Source organism: Pseudomonas salicis, from assembly GCF_057128705.1.
The window spans coordinates 302,505-319,270 of record NZ_JBSKHU010000005.1 but is presented as its reverse complement, the minus strand read 5'-3'; the positions used below and the strand labels follow the sequence as shown (position 1 = coordinate 319,270).

Sequence of the window (16,766 nt, the reverse complement as noted above, 5' to 3'; positions counted from 1 at the left end):
AAAACGAACATGACGTATACGATTCGTGACGCGCTGCTGACTGACATGCCTGCCGTGCTGGACATCTACAACGACGCCGTCCTCAACACCACGGCGATCTGGAACGAACAGCCGGTGGACCTGGCCAATCGCGAAGCGTGGTTCGCCGCGCGCCAGACCCAGGCCTACCCGATCCTCGTGGTCGTCGATAACGCCGGTCAGGTGCTCGGCTACTCCTCGTTCGGCGACTGGCGGCCCTTTGAGGGCTTCCGCCACACCGTCGAACATTCGGTCTACGTGCGCGCCGACCAGCGCGGCAATGGCCTCGGTCCTTTGTTGATGAAAGCGCTGATCGAACGCGCGAAAACCTGCGACAAGCACATGATGGTCGCGGCCATCGAAAGCGGAAATGCCGCCTCGATTCACCTGCACGAACGGCAAGGCTTCATCACCACCGGCCAGATGCCGCAAGTCGGCACCAAATTCGGCCGCTGGCTGGACCTGACCTTCATGCAACTGGACCTGTCGCCGGGGGCTAAGGCCCCGCCGTCTCAGGCGCCGTCGCAGGGTTCAAACCCATAATCCGATAGCCAACCCTATGCCCTGATTTCTCTCTTTGAAGGAAGCCAAGTCATGAATGCTGCTCAGTTGCGACGTGTCACCGGTGAAAGCTTTGCGCATTACCGCCACGGTCTGGTGGCGTTGTTGCTGGACGCTGTGCACCGGGGCGCGTCCATCGGTTTCATGGCCGATCTGAGCGCCGACGAGGCGTATAGCTGGTGGGAGAGCATCAAGACCGAGGTCGAGCAGGGCAAGGTGCTGATGTGGGTCGTGGTGCAGGACGAGCAGGTGCTGGCGACCGTGCAATTGGCGCTGTGCCAGAAGGCCAACGGCCTGAACCGCGCCGAGGTGCAAAAGCTGCTGGTGCTGCACCACGCCCGCCGTCGCGGGCTGGCCACGCAATTGATGCAGGCGGTCGAACAGGCCGCTGCACAGCAGAAACGCGGGCTGCTCTATCTGGACACCCTGGCCGGTTCGCCTGCCGAAGATTTTTACCGCGCGCTGGGTTACGAGCTGTGCGGCCAACTGCCGGACTACGCCTGCAACCCTGACGGCGAGTACCACGCCACCGCCATTTACTACAAGTTACTGTCGAGGAAGAGCGCATGATTCCTGGTGAATACCAGATCCAGCCCGGTGACATCGAGCTCAATGTCGGACGCCGGACGATCACCCTCAGCGTCGCCAACAGCGGCGACCGGCCTATTCAGGTCGGCTCGCATTTCCATTTTTTCGAAACCAACGACGCCCTCACCTTCGACCGCGCCGCCAGCCGCGGCATGCGCCTGAACATCCCGGCCGGCACTGCCGTGCGCTTCGAACCGGGCCAGGCGCGAGAGGTTGAGCTGGTGGACCTGGCAGGGCTGAGGCGAGTATTTGGATTCGCAGGCAGAGTCATGGGCGATTTGTAGCAGCGCCGAGCTTCAAGCCACAAGCGGCAAGAAACAGCAGTCCGCGGCGTACACACTTCCGCTTTTACTTGAGGCTTGCAGCTTGAAGCTCGCAGCTCAAATTGGATTCGAGGAACGAGAATGAAGATCAGCCGACAAGCCTACGCCGACATGTTCGGCCCCACCGTCGGTGACCGCGTGCGTCTGGCCGACACCGAGCTGTGGGTCGAAGTCGAGAAGGACTTCACCACCTACGGCGAAGAAGTGAAATTCGGTGGCGGCAAGGTCATTCGTGATGGCATGGGCCAAGGCCAGCTGTCAGCCGACGACGTGGTCGACACGCTGATCACCAACGCGCTGATCATCGACCACTGGGGCATCGTCAAGGCCGACGTGGGCCTCAAGAACGGGCGCATCGCCGCCATCGGCAAGGCGGGCAATCCGGACATTCAGCCGGACGTCACCATCGCCATCGGCGCGGCCACAGAGGTGATTGCGGGCGAAGGCATGATCCTCACTGCAGGCGGCGTCGACACGCACATCCACTTCATCTGCCCGCAGCAGATCGAAGAAGCGCTGATGAGCGGCGTGACCACGATGATCGGTGGCGGCACCGGCCCTGCGACGGGCACCAACGCCACCACGGTCACCCCCGGCAAATGGCACATGATGCGCATGCTGCAGGCCGCCGAAGCCTTCCCGATGAACATCGGCTTCACCGGTAAAGGCAACGTCAGCGTGCCAGAGCCATTGATCGAACAGGTCAAGGCCGGCGCCATTGGCCTCAAGCTGCACGAAGACTGGGGCACCACCCCTGCGGCCATCGACAACTGCCTGAGCGTCGCCGATCAGTACGACGTGCAGGTGGCGATCCACACCGACACCCTGAACGAGTCCGGCTTTGTCGAAACGACCCTCGGCGCGTTCAAGAACCGCACGATTCACACCTATCACACCGAAGGGGCTGGGGGCGGCCACGCGCCGGACATCATCAAGGCCTGCGGCTTCCCCAACGTGCTGCCGAGCTCGACCAACCCGACACGGCCATTCACGCGCAACACCATCGACGAGCACCTGGACATGCTCATGGTCTGCCATCACCTGGACCCGAGCATCGCCGAAGACGTGGCCTTCGCCGAGAGCCGCATCCGTCGCGAGACCATCGCCGCCGAAGACATCCTTCACGACTTGGGCGCGTTCTCGATGCTGAGTTCCGACAGCCAGGCCATGGGCCGTGTTGGGGAGGTGATCATGCGCACCTGGCAGACCGCCGACAAAATGAAACGCCAACGCGGCGCTCTGCCGGGTGACGGCGAAGGTAATGACAATTTCCGGGTTAAACGCTACATCGCCAAATACACCATCAACCCGTCGATCACCCACGGCATCAGCCACGAAGTCGGTTCGGTGGAAGTGGGCAAATGGGCGGACCTGGTGCTCTGGCGCCCGGCGTTCTTCGGCGTGAAGCCGACGCTGATCCTCAAAGGGGGCTCAATCGCTGCCAGCCTGATGGGCGATGCCAACGCCTCGATCCCGACCCCACAACCCGTGCACTACCGCCCGATGTTCGCGAGCTACGGCAGCGCCCTGCACGCCAGCAGCCTGACCTTCATCAGCCAGGCCGCCTTCGACGCGGGCGTGCCGAAACAACTAGGCCTGAAGAAACAGATCGGCGTAGTCAAAGGCTGCCGCAGCGTGACCAAGGCGGACCTTATCCACAACGACTACCTGCCGAAGATCGACGTCGATCCGCAGACCTATCAGGTCAAGGCCGACGGCGTGCTGCTGTGGTGCGAACCTGCGGACGTATTGCCGATGGCGCAGCGGTATTTTCTGTTCTGATGAGCGCACTCCTCACGCGGGATGACGCCGCCTTGTAGGAGTGAGCTTGCTCGCGATCTCGTTAGGTCAGTCACCTGAGTGCTGCAGGCAGACCGCTATCGCGAGCAAGCTCACTCCTACAGGGGCTGCGGTGCTTCTGATGAATCCGTTGTTCTTCCCGCCACGACATGGCGCTAATATGGCCCCACTTTCACTCAGCGCTTCGCCAGCAAGGTTGTACCCCCATGCGTCTTTCCGACTTCATCGTTCAGCACGTGGACCGCATCGTCGACGAATGGGAAAAATTCGCGGCGACGCTGACGCCTGCGGCGGATTCGATGAACAGTGTGGAACTGCGCGATCACGCCAAGGCCATTCTGCTGGCGGCCGCGCGGGACATGAACACGGCACAGACCAAGTTCGAGCAGATCGCCAAATCGCAGGGTGAAGAGGTCGGTAAGACCCCGACGCTGGATGAGGCCGCCGCCAGCCATGGCGAATTGCGGCACACGGTCGGCTTCGACCTGGTGCAGATGACGTCGGAGTTTCGTCACCTGCGCGCAACGGTGATCCGATTTTGGGTCGAAAGCCTGACTTCGCCGGAGATCGCGTACTTTACGGACATGATCCGCTTCAACGAAGCCATCGATGAAGCGCTGGCTGAGTCAACGGCGGCTTACGCCGAACGTGTTACCCGTTCGCGGGATATTTTCCTGGCGATTCTGGGTCACGACCTGCGCGCGCCGTTGCAAGCCATTGGCATGTCGTCCGAAATCCTGATGCGCAAGACCACCATCAACGATGCGGACATGGCTTACATCAAGGCCATCAAAAGCAGCGGTCGGCACATGGCGACCATGGTCGGAGATTTGCTGGAGTTCGTGCGCAGCCGTCTCGGTTCAAGTCTGCCGGTCGAGCGCAAGCCGATGGAGATGACCGTGGCCTGTCGTGAGGCCATTGATGCCGCCATCGCTGGCCATCCCGACTGCGACCCGGCGTTCACCTCTCACGGCGAGACGCAGGGCGAGTGGGACCGCGCGCGAATTGACCAACTGCTGCAAAACCTGATCGGCAATGCCCTGCAACATGGTGCCTCGCCGCACAAGATCAGCGTGACGCTCACGGGCAGCGAGCATCACATCAGTCTGTCGGTGCACAACGAAGGCGAGCCGATTGCGCAGGAAGCCATCGGCAGTATTTTCGACCCGATGGTGCGTGCCCTTAATGAAGAAGCCGGCACGCACAACCCTTCAACCAGCCTGGGGCTGGGGTTGTTCATCGTTAAAGAGGTTGTCAACGCCCACGGCGGGAGTATCACCGTGACGTCGAATGTCGGGGATGGGACCACGTTTACGGTGGTATTGCCGAAGAGGGGGTGAACGGCGTCAAATCATCGGATGTACGCATTCCCCTGTGGGGGCAAATTCATTCGCGATGGGTTCGCTCTGGCGATAAAAATGCATCGGATGTACCGGCGCCTCGCGAATGAATTCGCTCCTACAAAGGTCCGTCGTCGCGGGCATTGCATCCTGCTCAATCCTGCAAAAACCTGCCCAACCGCTGCTTGAGCATGCGGTTTTCGGCCCGCACCTGCTCAAGCTCATCCAGCAGGTTCAACGCCAGGGCGACGCCGTCCCATTCCATTTCCAGATCATGGTGCAATTTGGCCGCACGCTTGGCGATCGACAGCGAGTACGTGTCGAACAGCCAATCGTCCGGCTTGAGTCCCTGGGGTTCGACGATGCCGTGTTCGACAATCTCGATGACGTAGGCGGCCGGCACATCGACCACCTGGCAGAACTCCTTCATGTCTACGACCAGGGTATTGCGCATGATCAGTTACTCCATTGAGCCCTCGGATCGAAAGCGGCCTTCTCGGCCAGTTTCTCCCACAGCGCTTTGGTGGCGTCATCGGTGGACTTTGGCATGACGATTTTCAACTGTGCGAAGAGATCGCCACGCTCGCCCTGCTTGTTCAACAGACCATTACCTTTAACCCGCAATCGCTGCCCGCTTTGACTGTCCGGACGAATGGTCAGGTTGATCTTGCCGGTCAGGGTCGGCACCGCAACCTTCGTACCCAGCGCAGCCTCCCACGGGGCCAGCGGCACGGTGATGATCAGGTCATGGCCTTCAACGTCGAAGCGCGGATGCGGCGCCAGACGAATGGTCAGGAACAGATCGCCATTTTCGCCCCCGGCAATGCCCGGCGCGCCTTGTCCTTTAAGACGAATGCGCTCGCCGTCGCTAACGCCCGCCGGAATCTTCACATTGAGGTTTTTGGTGATATCCGCCATGCGCTGGCCGTTGGCGCTGTGCTGCGGCACCTTGAAGCTGATCTTCTTTGACTCGGTGGAGAGGGTTTCTTCCAGGAAAATCGCCAGGTCCAGTTCCACGTCTTGCCCTCTACGTCCCGTGCTGCGCGGACGTCCGCCCGGCTGACCGCCACGATTGCCAAAAATAGAACTGAAGAAGTCGGAGAAATCCCCGCCCTCGAAACCGCCACCGCCAAACCCCGGGCCTGCGCCCGCGCCACCACGGCCCTGCCAGCCCGGAGGCGGCTGGAAACGGCCCTGTTGGCCGTATTTGCGGATGTCGTCGTATTCGGCGCGCTTTTCAGGGTCGCTCAGCGCTTCATAGGCCTCGGACGCCTCTTTGAATTTGTCTTCCGCGCCAGGCTCTTTGCTGACGTCAGGGTGATACTTGCGCGCGAGCTTGCGGTAAGCGGTCTTGATCGTCTTCTCGTCCGCCGTCGGCTCAACGCCAAGGATCTTGTAATAATCTTTGAAGTCCATCTAACGGTCACCCATTCCGGAGTCTCCAGCACAGTTCCGTACCGCGTTATCAAATGAGAACGTCGACCGCGCTGAATGTTGCAAGGTTATCGGCACACGGCCTCGCGAGCTTGAAACAAGGTCCAAACCGACCGTATGCATTGAGAGTTGCCTTGGAGATTGGGGGTGATGTGCGCTGATTCAAGCGGCCCGCGTGAAATAGACGCCTACGAAAAGAAAAACCGACGTGCGCGCTACGAATCTGGCGCTTTGTCGCATACACTGCGCGGCCGTTTTTTTGACCGGAACGTACAGACATGAGCACCCCATCCCCAGCCCGTGCCGTAGGCATCGATTTCGGCACCTCCAACTCCACGGTCGGCTGGCTGCGCCCCGGAACGAAAACCCTGATCGCGCTGGAGGACGACAAGATCACCCTGCCCTCGGTGGTCTTTTTCAACATGGAAGAGCGTCGCCCGGTCTACGGCCGTCTGGCGTTGCACGAATACCTGGAAGGCTATGAAGGCCGCCTGATGCGATCGCTCAAGAGCCTGTTGGGTTCCAAGCTGATCAAGCACGACACCAGCGTGCTGGGCACGGCGATGCCGTTCAAGGACCTGCTCGGGCTGTTCATCGGCGAGCTGAAAAAGCGCGCCGAAGCCGCCGCCGGTCATTCATTCGAACACGTGGTGCTGGGCCGACCGGTGCATTTCGTCGATGACGATGCCGCCGCCGACCAGGAGGCTGAAGACACCCTGGCCGAAGTGGCGCGCAAAATCGGCTTCAAGGACGTGTCGTTTCAGTTCGAACCGATTGCGGCGGCCTTCGACTACGAGTCGACGCTGGCGCGTGAAGAACTGGTACTGATCGTCGACATCGGCGGGGGTACGTCGGACTTCTCGCTGGTGCGTCTCTCGCCGGAGCGTCGTCGGGTCGATGACCGCCAAAGCGACATCCTCGCCACCGGCGGCGTGCACATCGGCGGCACCGACTTCGACAAGCAGCTCAGCCTGCAAGGCGTGATGCCGCTGTTCGGCTACGGCAGCCGGATGAAAAGCGGCGCCTACATGCCCACCAGCACCCACATGAACCTGGCGACCTGGCACACCATCAACTCGGTGTACTCGCAGAAGTCGCAACTGGCGCTGGGCAGCATGCGCTACGACATCGAAGACACCTTAGGCATCGATCGCCTGTTCAAGCTGATCGAGCAGCGCGCCGGGCACTGGCTGGCGATGGAAGTGGAAGAAACCAAGATCCAGCTGACCCATGCCCACAACCGCGTGGTGCCAATGGACCGCATCGAGGCCGGTTTGAAGGCTGACCTGAGCCGCGAGCTGTTCGAGGCGTCGATCGATGCGCTGCTGGAGCGTGTTCGACAAAGCGTGACGAGCCTGCTGAACGATGCAGGGGTGGGCGTGACCGACGTGGACACCGTGTTCTTCACCGGCGGTTCCAGCGGCATCCCCGCCCTGCGCAACAGCGTCGCGGCGATGCTGCCGAACGCGCGGCACGTCGAAGGGAACATCTTTGGCAGCATCGGCAGCGGGCTGGCGATCGAGGCGAAGAAGCGGTACGGCTAAGCGGCATCACACCGATCCGCTTCTGCCGGAGGCGTAGGAGCTGGCTTGCCTGCGATCTGCCGGGAACCGGCAGCAAATGCAGAAAACCCGGTTGTATCAGCAGAACCGCATTCGCCGGGTTTGCTGTTGCTGCCCAACAGATCGCAGGCAAGCCAGCTCCCACGGCCTTCGGCCAGAAGCAATCAGCGTCGAACCGAAAACCGCAGCGAGACGGCTATACCAACTCCACCTTGCGCAACTCGCTCTTCAAATACGCGTAATAAATCGGCCCTGCCACCACGCCGGGCAGGCCGAATGCGGCTTCGAAGATCAGCATCGCCAGCAGCAATTCCCACGATTTCGCGCTGATCTGCCCGCCGACGATCCGGGCGTTGAGGAAGTATTCGACCTTATGGATCACGATCAGGTACCCCAGCGCCGCCAACGCGACCCAGATCGACAGCGACATGCCGACAATGAAGATCAGCGTGTTGGACATGAGATTGCCCACCACCGGCAACAGCCCCAGCAAGAATGTCAGAACGATCAGCGTTTTGGTCAGCGGCAGGTGCACGCCGCACAACGGCAGGATCACCGCGAGGAACACCGAGGTGAACGCCGTGTTCAGCAGCGATATCTTGATCTGCGCGAACACGATGTTGCGGAACGCCTGACTCAGCAGGTGCAGACGCTCGAACAGCGCGGCGGCCAAGGGCTTGCGCTTGGTGACGTCGGGAATGCGTTGCAGCGCAATGATCGCACCCAGGACCATGCCGATCAGCAGGGTCACGAACATGTGTGCGGCACCTTTGCCGAGCAATTGCAGCTCGCCGATGTGCTTGGTCAGCCACGCGCTGAGGGAGGCCTGAAATTCAGAAGCGCTGGCGGGCAAATAGCCGTCGATGAACGGCGGCAACTGGCCACGGGCACGCTCCACCAGAATCATGAATTTATCCAGCGACGCGCCGGGATTCTCGGCTTCGTGCAGGATGAAACTGATCGCGCCCGCGAACAGCAGCGCAAGGACGCTCACGACTAACGTCCCGAGCAAGGCCACCGCTAACCAGCGCGCGCGCTCACCGGCGATCAGGCGTTGCAGTTGTGGAGTGAGCATGTCGACCAGTTCGTAAACCAGCAGACCCGCGAGCAGACTGGGCAGGAGCTTGAGCGGTAACACCAGCAGCAGACCGCCGAACACGAGAATGCAGCTGGCGATGTACACATGACGCGGCGAAAACGTTGGCATACAGCCTCAAAAACGAACGGCCTGAAAAGATGGGCAGTCTGCCAGCGTTCCCTGTTAAGGACCAGCGCCTAGAAGTGTCGTTAGTCGCTCTAACTGTCACGCAAATACCTGTGGGACCGAATTCACTCCGGGCGGTGATCTGACAATTGGCCACTACGGCGATACATCTGCATCGTCTTCGCTGCCGTTTCGCGAATGAATTCGCTCCCACAGGTCCGTTTCATCTCGATAACTCTGGTAACAAATGCCTTATTTTTTCTTCAGGCAGTCACTCATGAACGTCTTGCGCGCATCGCCTTTCAGCGCCTGGGTCGAGGCCGTCGCGTTGCAGGTTTTCATCTTTTCCTGCTGCGTGGCAGCCGGAGCGGGCGCGGCTTTCAGGCAGGTGCTCATGAACGCCTTGCGGTCGTCGCCCTTCAAGGATTTGGCCGACGCATCGGCATTGCAGGTGGTCATTTTGTTTTGCTGTGCCGTGGCAGCGAAACCTTGAGCGCACATCAACAAGCCCATGACCAACAGAGGAACACGCAGCATTTTCATCGACTTTCTCCGGGATGGCCGCACAGACGCAGCGTTGAACGCAGTGTAGTCAAAGAATGTTGCGACATATTTCCGCGAAACCGGCCAGCGAGGTAGACGCCAGTGCTGACAAGCCGATAATGATGCCTCATTCTTCTGCCGGTTTTCCCATGCAATACCTGTATCCCCTGCTCACCGTCATGATCTGGGCGGGAAACAACGTCATCACCAAAGCGGCCGCCGGGCGTATTTTCCCTGCCGAGATCGGCTTCTATCGCTGGCTGCTGGCGGGCTTGCTGTTCACGCCATTCCTGCTTGGTCCGGTGCTGCGCAATCGGGCGGCGATTCGGCCCATCGTCGGCAAAGTCGTGGTGCTGGGCGTGCTGGGAATGGCGATTTATCAGAGCCTCGCGTACTACGCGGCAAACATCACAACCGCGACCAACATGGGCATCATCCTGTCGCTGGTGCCGGTGATGACGCTGGGCATGTCGATTGCGAGTCTTGGCACTGCGCTGACGGCAGGCGCGTTGGTCGGCGCACTCGTGTCGTTCGCGGGCGTGCTGTTGGTGGTGTCGCAAGGCAGTTGGGCCGTGCTGATCGCCCATGGCGTCAACTTCGGGGACTTGATGATGCTGGTCGCGACGCTGGCCTACGCGACTTACAGCACGCTGCTGAAGAAATGGCAGCTGCGCATGCCGCCGCTGCAATTGCTGTATTTGCAGATTCTGGTGGCGATCATCGCGCTGTTTCCGCTGTTCCTGCTCTCGCCGAAAACCGGGCTGAACGGCAGCAACATCCCGCTGGTGCTGTACGCATGCATCCCGACGTCGATGATCGCGCCTCTGCTGTGGATGAAGGCCATCAGCATCCTTGGCCCCAGCCGCACGACGCTGTTCTTCAACCTAGTGCCGATTCTGACGGCCTTGGTCGCTGCCTTGGCGTTGGGCGAGCAACTGGCGTCCTATCACTTCATCGGCGGCGCATTGACGCTGGGCGGCGTGATCCTCGCTGAACGCTGGACCACCCCGCTGCGCAAAGCCGCAACCCGTTAGGGTCTACGCCTCTTCGCGATCTTCCGCGCTGTGAATCGACACGTCGGTAATGCCCGCGACATGGGGCAGACCGACGTGTGGATTGCCCGCATCGAGGGGATCGTCATCCACCGCAACGTGGTGCTTGTGCGCCAACTCGTGGACGACCTCAATGATCGGCACATCCAGGTTTTCGATCACATCGACGTGATGTTCGCCAGCGAGGGTGTACTCAATCTCATAAAGCTCTTTATCGCTCATCGCATCACTTCCTTTGCGGCCCATTTGGGCCGGCAGATCACGAACTACGGCTAAAAAAGTCAGAGGCCAGCGGCTTTCAATCGCGAGGCGTGTTCGAGAAACAGCCCCACGGGATCAGCCCCTTTGCCGACCAGCCCGAAGTGCTGGTTGACGATGTCGAAATGGTCGAGCGGGAAGTCGTCACCGATGACTGTGCCCAGGTGCGAACTGAATCGCCCGACCATGCCATCAGATTGACCTCGCTCTTTCGTGAACGTGCGAGCGAATATTCGGCAGGTGAGATTAGCGGCATCGAGGCGGTTTTTTCCCCGGTCCGTGCGCCCCGGCTGCAAGGTGCCGGACCACGAGTAATACCGCACGCCGTTGACCAGTTCTTCGCCCTGCCCGCCCCAGCTTTCAGGCAGGCCTTGCGGGAACAGCCGATTGAAACGTGCAACGCCACGGGTGGTCAGCGAATGGTGAGCAGCGTCGACGTCGGTCGGCAGCCGCGTACCGCGATAACCCGTGTCGAGCAGAGCAAGCGCCAGCGTGGTCAAGCGGATGCCTGCGTTCACCGCCCGACCACGCACCGTCGTTTGCGGGTAATGTTCTTCGAGATAGTCAGCCAGTTCCGAGCCGTGATTGGGACCGGCGACTGAAGTAACGGAAGCCACCAAGTCCGGCCGCACGCCCGCGACGTAGCGAATGGTCAGCGCGCCCTGGCTGTGGCCGATGAGGTTGACCTTGGCGGCCCCCGTGTCCCTGAGGATTTCTTCGATTCGCGCAAGCAATTGTTCGCCGCGAATTTCGGTGGAGTTCACCGCCGAGACCATCACCGGAATCACCGTCGCCCCACCCCGTCGCAACGCCGGGACGATGCCGTACCAGTACGGATAGACGATCAGCTTCACAAAGCCCAATAACCCCGGCACCAGCACAATCGGATAACGCGTGGCCTGTTCTTGCGTCATGGGCGGTTGAATCTCCTGATGTCGAATGACAATCCCTCTGTGGGAGCGACTTCATTCGCGATGGGTCAGTCCAGCCAAAACATTTCCGCTGGATGTACGATTGTTCGCGAATGAGTTCGCTCCCACAGAATCCGCGTCCAGCCGCCTCCTCAGCGCGGCCCGGAATCTAAACCCTAGCCGCAAACCATTCATCAATGATGACAAAACGAGGTAATGCCCCATCGCCATCTTTTGATCGAACTCTTTCAATCGGCCAACGCTCATAACTGCAACGGGCCACCAATGGCCTTTCTCTGGAGTGACCGGTTATGTACAAGCAATCCTTGGCAGTAGTGTTCGCAATGGCCGCGCTGGCGGGCTGTACATCGACAACCCTTCAAAACCCGGTGGACTACGCGACGTATCGCAACGAGCCACTGGTCAAGCAGGTCGACACGGGCATGACCGAACAGCAAGTGCTGACCCTCGGCGGCGAGCCTTCCACCCGTGTGCATCGCAAGGTTCACCCTGGCACGTGCAACAACTACATCTTGAATAAGGATGGCCATCAACAGGCGTATTACGTGACCTTTGGCGCCAACGACCGCGTGGACAGCAAAGGTTTCATGACCTGCGAACAGCGTGAGGCGAATGAAAAGGCGATGTGATCCACACACAATCTGAACTGTAGGAGTGAGCTTGCTCGCGATGGCGGTCTGTCTCATAAATTGATACCGGCTAACACACCCTGATCGCGAGCAAGCTCACTCCTACAAGGTTCCTGTGTCCCGTGCGGACGACGACAAAACAAATAAAACTTTTCCCCGCGCTCGACACTCACACCTTAAGACCCGATCTCACCGGGCGCCGGTCAGGCTTTTCACGACCAGCGCATCAAGAGCGAGACGGCAAAAAACCGGATTAGCCCTGGAGATGAATGATGAGCGATGTGCAGCAATTAACCGATGTCAGCACCCTGCGCGAACGTGCGCGTCACAACGTTGAAAACGGTGCAGTGACCGAAGGCTATGACGGCGACCGCGAAGAGATCATTCGCCTGCTCAACGCCTCGCTGGCCACAGAATGGGTGTGCGTCCTGCGTTACAAGCGCCACTACTACATGGCCAAAGGCGTGAAAGCTCAGGTCGCGGCGGCCGAATTTCTGGAACACGCCGAACAGGAAGCCGAGCACGCCGACAAGCTGGCCGAGCGTATCGTGCAACTGGGCGGCGAGCCGGAACTGAACCCCGACCTGCTGTCGAAAAACTCCCACGCGCAGTACGTGGCCGGTAATACGCTGAAAGAGATGGTCACTGAAGACCTGATCGCCGAGCGCATTGCCATCGACAGCTATCGCGAGATCATTCAGTACATTGGCGACAAGGACCCGACCACCCGCCGCATCTTCGAAGAGATCCTGGCGCAGGAAGAAGAACACGCCGACGACATGGCGGACATCCTCGACGGGCTGTGATGCCAGAGCGGGAATGCGAAAAGCCAGGGCATGTGCCCTGGCTTTTTTGTGGGCGACTTGCGTGCTGAAATCTGTAGGAGCGTGGCTCGTCCCGCGAACGGCGACGAAGTCGTCGTAAAACCTGCATACACGGTTTATCTGACGCCATCAGGGCATGTGAATTGACGACTGCTGCGCGGCCGGTCGCGAGACAAGCCACGCTCCTACAACTAGTTATTCATCAGTTATTGAACGGTCTTCGGCGCCTTGCCCGCGCGCATCTGCTCCAACAGCGGCGCACATTGGTTTGGCTCGCCACCACTCGGCGCAACCAAAGCCAGCAACCCCGCCGCAGGTCCAACCGCCGCGCCCAGCAGCACCATCCCGGCGCCCCGCAGTAGCAGGGGACCAGATTGCACACCCGCACTCGGCTTGACGAACGGCCCGCGCACGTACAGCGGCGACCGCAGGGAGAAGACGCGGAAACCCTTGGATTCCGGCGTAACCTTCAAGTCCAACTGCTCGGCCTTCATGTTCGCCGTGCCGTCGATGTAGATGATCGCGTTCTCAGTGTCGAACACCGACAGCTTGCTGGTCGCCAGCCCGTCTTTGAACCCGAAGTCGGAGGCCGCGCAGTTGATCTTCACGTTCTTGTCGCCGAACAGCGTACCCACGACGTAGTTACCGACGTTCAGACCGGCAATTTCCATCAGGTCACGGCTGATCGCACCGTCGTTCACTAGCAGCTTCATCTCGCCATTGGCCGTACCCAGCAATGCCGCCACGGAGTTACCTTTGCCAGCAATGTCAGCGTCGCCGTTCAGCTCACCAAAGCTGGTTTTCATCGGTTCAAAGGTCGGGAACAGTTGCTTGAGCTTGAAGCCGCGCGCGGTCAACTTCGCGCGTCCTTCCAACGGTTGGGAGTGGCCATTGAGCTTGATGTCTGCGTCCAGTTTGCCGCCCGCCACGCCAAATCGCAGAGGTTCGAGGCTCAATTGACCATCGTTCAGCACCACATGGGTGTAGAGATCGGTAAACGGCAGCTCGGCGCTCTGGACGATTTTCTTGCCCGTGAACTCGACGTCCGCGTCCATCGCGCTCCAGCGGTCGGTTTTGAATTCCTCCACCGGCAGGACTTTGTCGGCAGGCTGTTTGCTCTCGCCGCCTCGGGATTTCTGTTCGGCGTTTGAATCGGCGCCAATCAGCGGCTTGAGGTCAGCCATCAGCAATTGATTGGAGACCAGCGCACCGCTCAACTTTGGACGCGGCTCGCTGGCGACAAAACCCAGATCGCCGTGGATGTCGCTGTTGCCGATCTTGCCGTTGAAGCCTTTGTATTGGAACGAGGCCCCTGCCGGATCATGGAGTTTGGCGATCAGTCGGCCATCGGTGGAGTATGGCGGCGAGTCCGGCAGCGTTACGCCGGTCAGCGGGTAGAGATTGCCCAGGCTGTCGCCGGACAGTTTCAGGCTCAGGTCCAGCTCGCCCAGGTTCTGCGGGTCGGTGACCGTGCCTGCAACCGCCACCCGCGTGTTGCCCGCACTGACATCCGCCTGAACCGGAAACGGCAGCGCCGCATCTTTCAACGCCAGCAAGCCACCGACTTTACCGGTGCCGTTAAGGGCCTGGCCGTGATATTGGCCTTTCGCCTTGAAGCCGAACGCGTAGTCCTGAGCCGATGCGCCTTTGTCTTTCACTTTCTTCGCTTCGCCGCTGCCGACGATGTCACTGAACGGAATCGGCTTACCAAGCGGGTCGATGACCACTTCCACGGCGGTGTTGATTTTCTGGTCGTTGTAACTCACGAAGCCTTTGTCGAAGCCGATCGAGCCGATGTCCACCACCCAGTTCGACGGTTTGGCGTTGGGGTCGCTCTTGGGCAGGTCGAACACCCAGTTGGCGCGACCATCCGCCAGACGTTCAATCTTGGCGTTAGGTTCGGTCAGGTCAATGCGTGGAATAACGACGCGCTGCGCTAATAATGGCAGCGGCGACAAACGCATTTCAACACGTTTGAGGGTCACCATTTGAGGGACTTTCGACCATTCAGGGTTACCCAGCGCGATGTCTTCAGCCGACATGTGCGGCCATGGTACCCAAGCGCGCCAGCCGCCTTCGTCGGGCTCGCGGCGCCATTGCACGGCCAGATTGCCGTTGATGGCGAACGGTCGGTGCAACTCGGCCGACACTTTTTCGTTGATGGTCGGCTTGAGCCGGTTCCAGTCGAACGTTGCGATCACGATAATCAGTACAGCCAGCAACAGCAGCAGAATGCCGACTGTCCAGGCGAAAATCTTGCGGCCTCGCGTCATTGCGTTTTCTCCCCAATCTACAGACGGCCCTTCCTGGGCGCGTCTTGCACGTCATACCCCTCTGACTGACAAAAGCGCCGTGGGTTTGATGAAATCGGGAAATGAGCTTCGGAAAAGTTCCGCACCGGCCTGTCGCAGACACTCCCTGGCGTGCTGAGCAAGCCGACCAATCGAGCTACAAGCCCCGTAAATAAAGGCCCGCGCCGCCGAATCAATTCTGTCGATGGTCACCATCAGCCCTTTGAACTTCTTTATCCCCGCTCCGCCAGTAAAATTGTCCTCACGTTCACAACACGCCCTTTCCAAGAGCAACCACCATGAAACGCCAATTGATCGCACTGACCCTTTCCCTTCTCGCCTCCAGCGCGTTCGCGATGCCTGCCAGCGGACAACCGATGCTCGGCGAAGTGAAACTGTCCCAGGAAGCCGGTCTGCCCACCTTGGCGCAGGAAGGGACTGATCGTGTCATCCATCAGTACCAGCGCGTTGCTATCGAAGAAAATTGCGACAACCTCGCGCACCGCTACCAGCGTGTTGCCGACAACGGCCCTGACCGTCTGGTCCAGCAGTATCAGCGCGTTTCCTGATCCCGATGTTCAAATGCCAAAGCCCGGCCCTGATGCCGGGCTTTTTCGTGTCGACTGCCCATTGCGGAAAACCGGGTTCGACGCCGCGCAAACGCATTTGCTAGAGTGCTGCCCACTTCTCCTTCAGATATTGCCTACTCCATGCTGCCCCGCGCCGAACAGAAACAGCAGACCCGTCACGCCCTGCTCGATGCAGCCCGGGGGTTGATGGAGAGCGGTCGCGGCTTTGGCAGTCTGAGCCTGCGGGAAGTGGCGAAAACGGCGGGAATCGTGCCCACTGGCTTTTATCGCCATTTCGACGACATGGACCATCTGGGCCTGGCGTTGGTGAGCGAAGTCGGTCAGACCTTTCGCGAAACCATTCGCCGGGTGCGGCATAACAGCGACATCAACACCGGGATCATCGATGCTTCGGTGCGGATTTTTCTTGAAGTGGTCGCGGCCAATCGCTCGCAGTTTCTGTTTCTGGCCCGCGAGCAGTACGGTGGCTCGCTGAAGGTGCGTCAGGCGCTGGGCGCCTTGCGTGAGGCGATCATCGCCGACCTCGCGACCGACCTGGCGTCGATGCCCAAATTTCACCACCTCAATCCCGATGACCTCGCGGTGATGGCCGACCTGGTAGTCAAAAGCGTGTTCGCCATGCTCCCCGAACTCATCGACCCGCCACCCGTGACGTTGGCGGAGCACATGACGCCTCGGGCCAAGATCACGCAGCAACTGCGTTTCATCTTCATCGGCGCCAAACGCTGGCAGGGCCTGGGCAGTACGGAGTAGCTCCTGCACTTTTGGCTATCCGATTTCCTGTAGGAGTGAGCTTGCTCGCGATAAGGGTGTGCCA

At 60.1% G+C, this 16,766-nt stretch carries 18 protein-coding genes; 11 read left to right on the top strand and 7 right to left on the bottom strand.

All coding sequences use genetic code 11. The features are described 5' to 3' along the window. The first annotated feature begins 9 nt into the window (after positions 1 to 9). The 5 genes from ACWKWE_RS19905 to ACWKWE_RS19885 all read left to right on the top strand — a co-directional run bounded on the left by ACWKWE_RS19905 (position 10) and on the right by ACWKWE_RS19885 (position 4,630). Complete coding sequence (locus ACWKWE_RS19905) at positions 10 to 561, top strand: N-acetyltransferase family protein (RefSeq protein ID WP_483851457.1); 552 nt, start codon at positions 10 to 12, stop codon at positions 559 to 561. Positions 562 to 612: 51 nt separating this feature from the next. Next, positions 613 to 1,149: a GNAT family N-acetyltransferase gene (locus tag ACWKWE_RS19900; protein ID WP_166595966.1), complete on the top strand. Its 537-nt coding sequence runs from the start codon at positions 613 to 615 to the stop codon at positions 1,147 to 1,149. After that, positions 1,146 to 1,451: an urease subunit beta gene (locus ACWKWE_RS19895; RefSeq protein WP_401147570.1), complete on the top strand. Its 306-nt coding sequence runs from the start codon at positions 1,146 to 1,148 to the stop codon at positions 1,449 to 1,451. Before ACWKWE_RS19900 ends, ACWKWE_RS19895 begins: the two co-directional genes overlap by 4 nt. A 120-nt stretch (positions 1,452 to 1,571) precedes the next feature. Continuing rightward, positions 1,572 to 3,272 carry an urease subunit alpha gene (gene ureC / locus ACWKWE_RS19890; RefSeq protein ID WP_483851456.1) on the top strand — a complete coding sequence of 567 codons (1,701 nt, stop codon included), beginning with the start codon at positions 1,572 to 1,574 and terminating at the stop codon, positions 3,270 to 3,272. Positions 3,273 to 3,496: 224 nt separating this feature from the next. Next, positions 3,497 to 4,630 (top strand): sensor histidine kinase, encoded by a 1,134-nt coding sequence (locus ACWKWE_RS19885; protein ID WP_483851455.1) that lies wholly within the window; start codon positions 3,497 to 3,499, stop codon positions 4,628 to 4,630. A 154-nt stretch (positions 4,631 to 4,784) separates the two neighbouring features. Here the strand turns inward: ACWKWE_RS19885 and ACWKWE_RS19880 are convergent, their stop codons facing one another. Beyond that, positions 4,785 to 5,084 (bottom strand): chaperone modulator CbpM, encoded by a 300-nt coding sequence (locus ACWKWE_RS19880; protein ID WP_483851454.1) that lies wholly within the window; start codon positions 5,082 to 5,084, stop codon positions 4,785 to 4,787. Between the two features lie 2 nt (positions 5,085 to 5,086). After that, complete coding sequence (gene cbpA, locus ACWKWE_RS19875; protein WP_166595970.1) at positions 5,087 to 6,046, bottom strand: curved DNA-binding protein; 960 nt, start codon at positions 6,044 to 6,046, stop codon at positions 5,087 to 5,089. 296 nt (positions 6,047 to 6,342) lie between these two features. On the opposite strand from cbpA, the gene ACWKWE_RS19870 reads away from it, so the two are divergent. Next, positions 6,343 to 7,608 carry an Hsp70 family protein gene (locus ACWKWE_RS19870; RefSeq protein ID WP_483851453.1) on the top strand — a complete coding sequence of 422 codons (1,266 nt, stop codon included), beginning with the start codon at positions 6,343 to 6,345 and terminating at the stop codon, positions 7,606 to 7,608. A gap of 214 nt (positions 7,609 to 7,822) precedes the next feature. Here ACWKWE_RS19870 and ACWKWE_RS19865 read toward each other — a convergent pair whose 3' ends face one another. Together ACWKWE_RS19865 and ACWKWE_RS19860 are read right to left on the bottom strand one after the other, a co-directional pair. Then, positions 7,823 to 8,833 carry an AI-2E family transporter gene (locus tag ACWKWE_RS19865; protein ID WP_166595972.1) on the bottom strand — a complete coding sequence of 337 codons (1,011 nt, stop codon included), beginning with the start codon at positions 8,831 to 8,833 and terminating at the stop codon, positions 7,823 to 7,825. A 249-nt stretch (positions 8,834 to 9,082) separates the two neighbouring features. Further along, positions 9,083 to 9,373, bottom strand: a complete 291-nt coding sequence (locus tag ACWKWE_RS19860; RefSeq protein WP_166595973.1) for a PsiF family protein — start codon at positions 9,371 to 9,373, stop codon at positions 9,083 to 9,085. Between the two features lie 149 nt (positions 9,374 to 9,522). On the opposite strand from ACWKWE_RS19860, the gene ACWKWE_RS19855 reads away from it, so the two are divergent. After that, positions 9,523 to 10,407: a DMT family transporter gene (locus tag ACWKWE_RS19855; RefSeq protein ID WP_341960269.1), complete on the top strand. Its 885-nt coding sequence runs from the start codon at positions 9,523 to 9,525 to the stop codon at positions 10,405 to 10,407. 3 nt (positions 10,408 to 10,410) lie between these two features. On the opposite strand, the gene ACWKWE_RS19850 is transcribed toward ACWKWE_RS19855, so the two are convergent. Then, a complete protein-coding gene (locus ACWKWE_RS19850; protein WP_166595975.1) occupies positions 10,411 to 10,647 on the bottom strand; it encodes a hypothetical protein in 237 nt (78 codons plus the stop codon). 59 nt (positions 10,648 to 10,706) lie between these two features. Then, positions 10,707 to 11,597, bottom strand: coding sequence for an esterase/lipase family protein (locus ACWKWE_RS19845; protein WP_166595976.1), 891 nt, complete (start codon positions 11,595 to 11,597; stop codon positions 10,707 to 10,709). A 308-nt stretch (positions 11,598 to 11,905) separates the two neighbouring features. Here ACWKWE_RS19845 and osmE point away from each other — a divergent pair, with 308 nt between their 5' ends. Both osmE and ACWKWE_RS19835 read left to right on the top strand, forming a co-directional pair. Continuing rightward, a complete protein-coding gene (osmE, locus tag ACWKWE_RS19840) occupies positions 11,906 to 12,244 on the top strand; it encodes an osmotically-inducible lipoprotein OsmE (RefSeq protein WP_166595977.1) in 339 nt (112 codons plus the stop codon). A 272-nt stretch (positions 12,245 to 12,516) separates the two neighbouring features. Next, positions 12,517 to 13,050, top strand: coding sequence for a ferritin-like domain-containing protein (locus ACWKWE_RS19835; protein WP_166595978.1), 534 nt, complete (start codon positions 12,517 to 12,519; stop codon positions 13,048 to 13,050). 224 nt (positions 13,051 to 13,274) lie between these two features. Here ACWKWE_RS19835 and ACWKWE_RS19830 read toward each other — a convergent pair whose 3' ends face one another. After that, positions 13,275 to 15,341: an AsmA family protein gene (locus tag ACWKWE_RS19830; protein ID WP_483851452.1), complete on the bottom strand. Its 2,067-nt coding sequence runs from the start codon at positions 15,339 to 15,341 to the stop codon at positions 13,275 to 13,277. A gap of 317 nt (positions 15,342 to 15,658) precedes the next feature. On the opposite strand from ACWKWE_RS19830, the gene ACWKWE_RS19825 reads away from it, so the two are divergent. Both ACWKWE_RS19825 and ACWKWE_RS19820 read left to right on the top strand, forming a co-directional pair. Next, entirely contained in the window at positions 15,659 to 15,928 is a 270-nt protein-coding gene (locus tag ACWKWE_RS19825; RefSeq protein WP_483851451.1) for a hypothetical protein, read from the top strand. Between the two features lie 141 nt (positions 15,929 to 16,069). Further along, on the top strand, positions 16,070 to 16,702 hold the full coding sequence (locus ACWKWE_RS19820; protein ID WP_166595981.1) for a TetR family transcriptional regulator: 633 nt from the start codon (positions 16,070 to 16,072) through the stop codon (positions 16,700 to 16,702). Positions 16,703 to 16,766 lie beyond the last annotated feature (64 nt).

Bases quoted from the DNA above. Each gene is read 5' to 3' on its own strand.
- ACWKWE_RS19905 (WP_483851457.1), top strand. From the start codon at position 10: ATGACGTATACGATTCGTGACGCGCTGCTGACTGACATGCCTGCCGTG.
- ACWKWE_RS19900 (WP_166595966.1), top strand. From the start codon at position 613: ATGAATGCTGCTCAGTTGCGACGTGTCACCGGTGAAAGCTTTGCGCAT.
- ACWKWE_RS19895 (WP_401147570.1), top strand. From the start codon at position 1,146: ATGATTCCTGGTGAATACCAGATCCAGCCCGGTGACATCGAGCTCAAT.
- ureC (WP_483851456.1), top strand. From the start codon at position 1,572: ATGAAGATCAGCCGACAAGCCTACGCCGACATGTTCGGCCCCACCGTC.
- ACWKWE_RS19885 (WP_483851455.1), top strand. From the start codon at position 3,497: ATGCGTCTTTCCGACTTCATCGTTCAGCACGTGGACCGCATCGTCGAC.
- ACWKWE_RS19880 (WP_483851454.1), bottom strand. From the start codon at position 5,084: ATGCGCAATACCCTGGTCGTAGACATGAAGGAGTTCTGCCAGGTGGTC.
- cbpA (WP_166595970.1), bottom strand. From the start codon at position 6,046: ATGGACTTCAAAGATTATTACAAGATCCTTGGCGTTGAGCCGACGGCG.
- ACWKWE_RS19870 (WP_483851453.1), top strand. From the start codon at position 6,343: ATGAGCACCCCATCCCCAGCCCGTGCCGTAGGCATCGATTTCGGCACC.
- ACWKWE_RS19865 (WP_166595972.1), bottom strand. From the start codon at position 8,833: ATGCCAACGTTTTCGCCGCGTCATGTGTACATCGCCAGCTGCATTCTC.
- ACWKWE_RS19860 (WP_166595973.1), bottom strand. From the start codon at position 9,373: ATGAAAATGCTGCGTGTTCCTCTGTTGGTCATGGGCTTGTTGATGTGC.
- ACWKWE_RS19855 (WP_341960269.1), top strand. From the start codon at position 9,523: ATGCAATACCTGTATCCCCTGCTCACCGTCATGATCTGGGCGGGAAAC.
- ACWKWE_RS19850 (WP_166595975.1), bottom strand. From the start codon at position 10,647: ATGAGCGATAAAGAGCTTTATGAGATTGAGTACACCCTCGCTGGCGAA.
- ACWKWE_RS19845 (WP_166595976.1), bottom strand. From the start codon at position 11,597: ATGACGCAAGAACAGGCCACGCGTTATCCGATTGTGCTGGTGCCGGGG.
- osmE (WP_166595977.1), top strand. From the start codon at position 11,906: ATGTACAAGCAATCCTTGGCAGTAGTGTTCGCAATGGCCGCGCTGGCG.
- ACWKWE_RS19835 (WP_166595978.1), top strand. From the start codon at position 12,517: ATGAGCGATGTGCAGCAATTAACCGATGTCAGCACCCTGCGCGAACGT.
- ACWKWE_RS19830 (WP_483851452.1), bottom strand. From the start codon at position 15,341: ATGACGCGAGGCCGCAAGATTTTCGCCTGGACAGTCGGCATTCTGCTG.
- ACWKWE_RS19825 (WP_483851451.1), top strand. From the start codon at position 15,659: ATGAAACGCCAATTGATCGCACTGACCCTTTCCCTTCTCGCCTCCAGC.
- ACWKWE_RS19820 (WP_166595981.1), top strand. From the start codon at position 16,070: ATGCTGCCCCGCGCCGAACAGAAACAGCAGACCCGTCACGCCCTGCTC.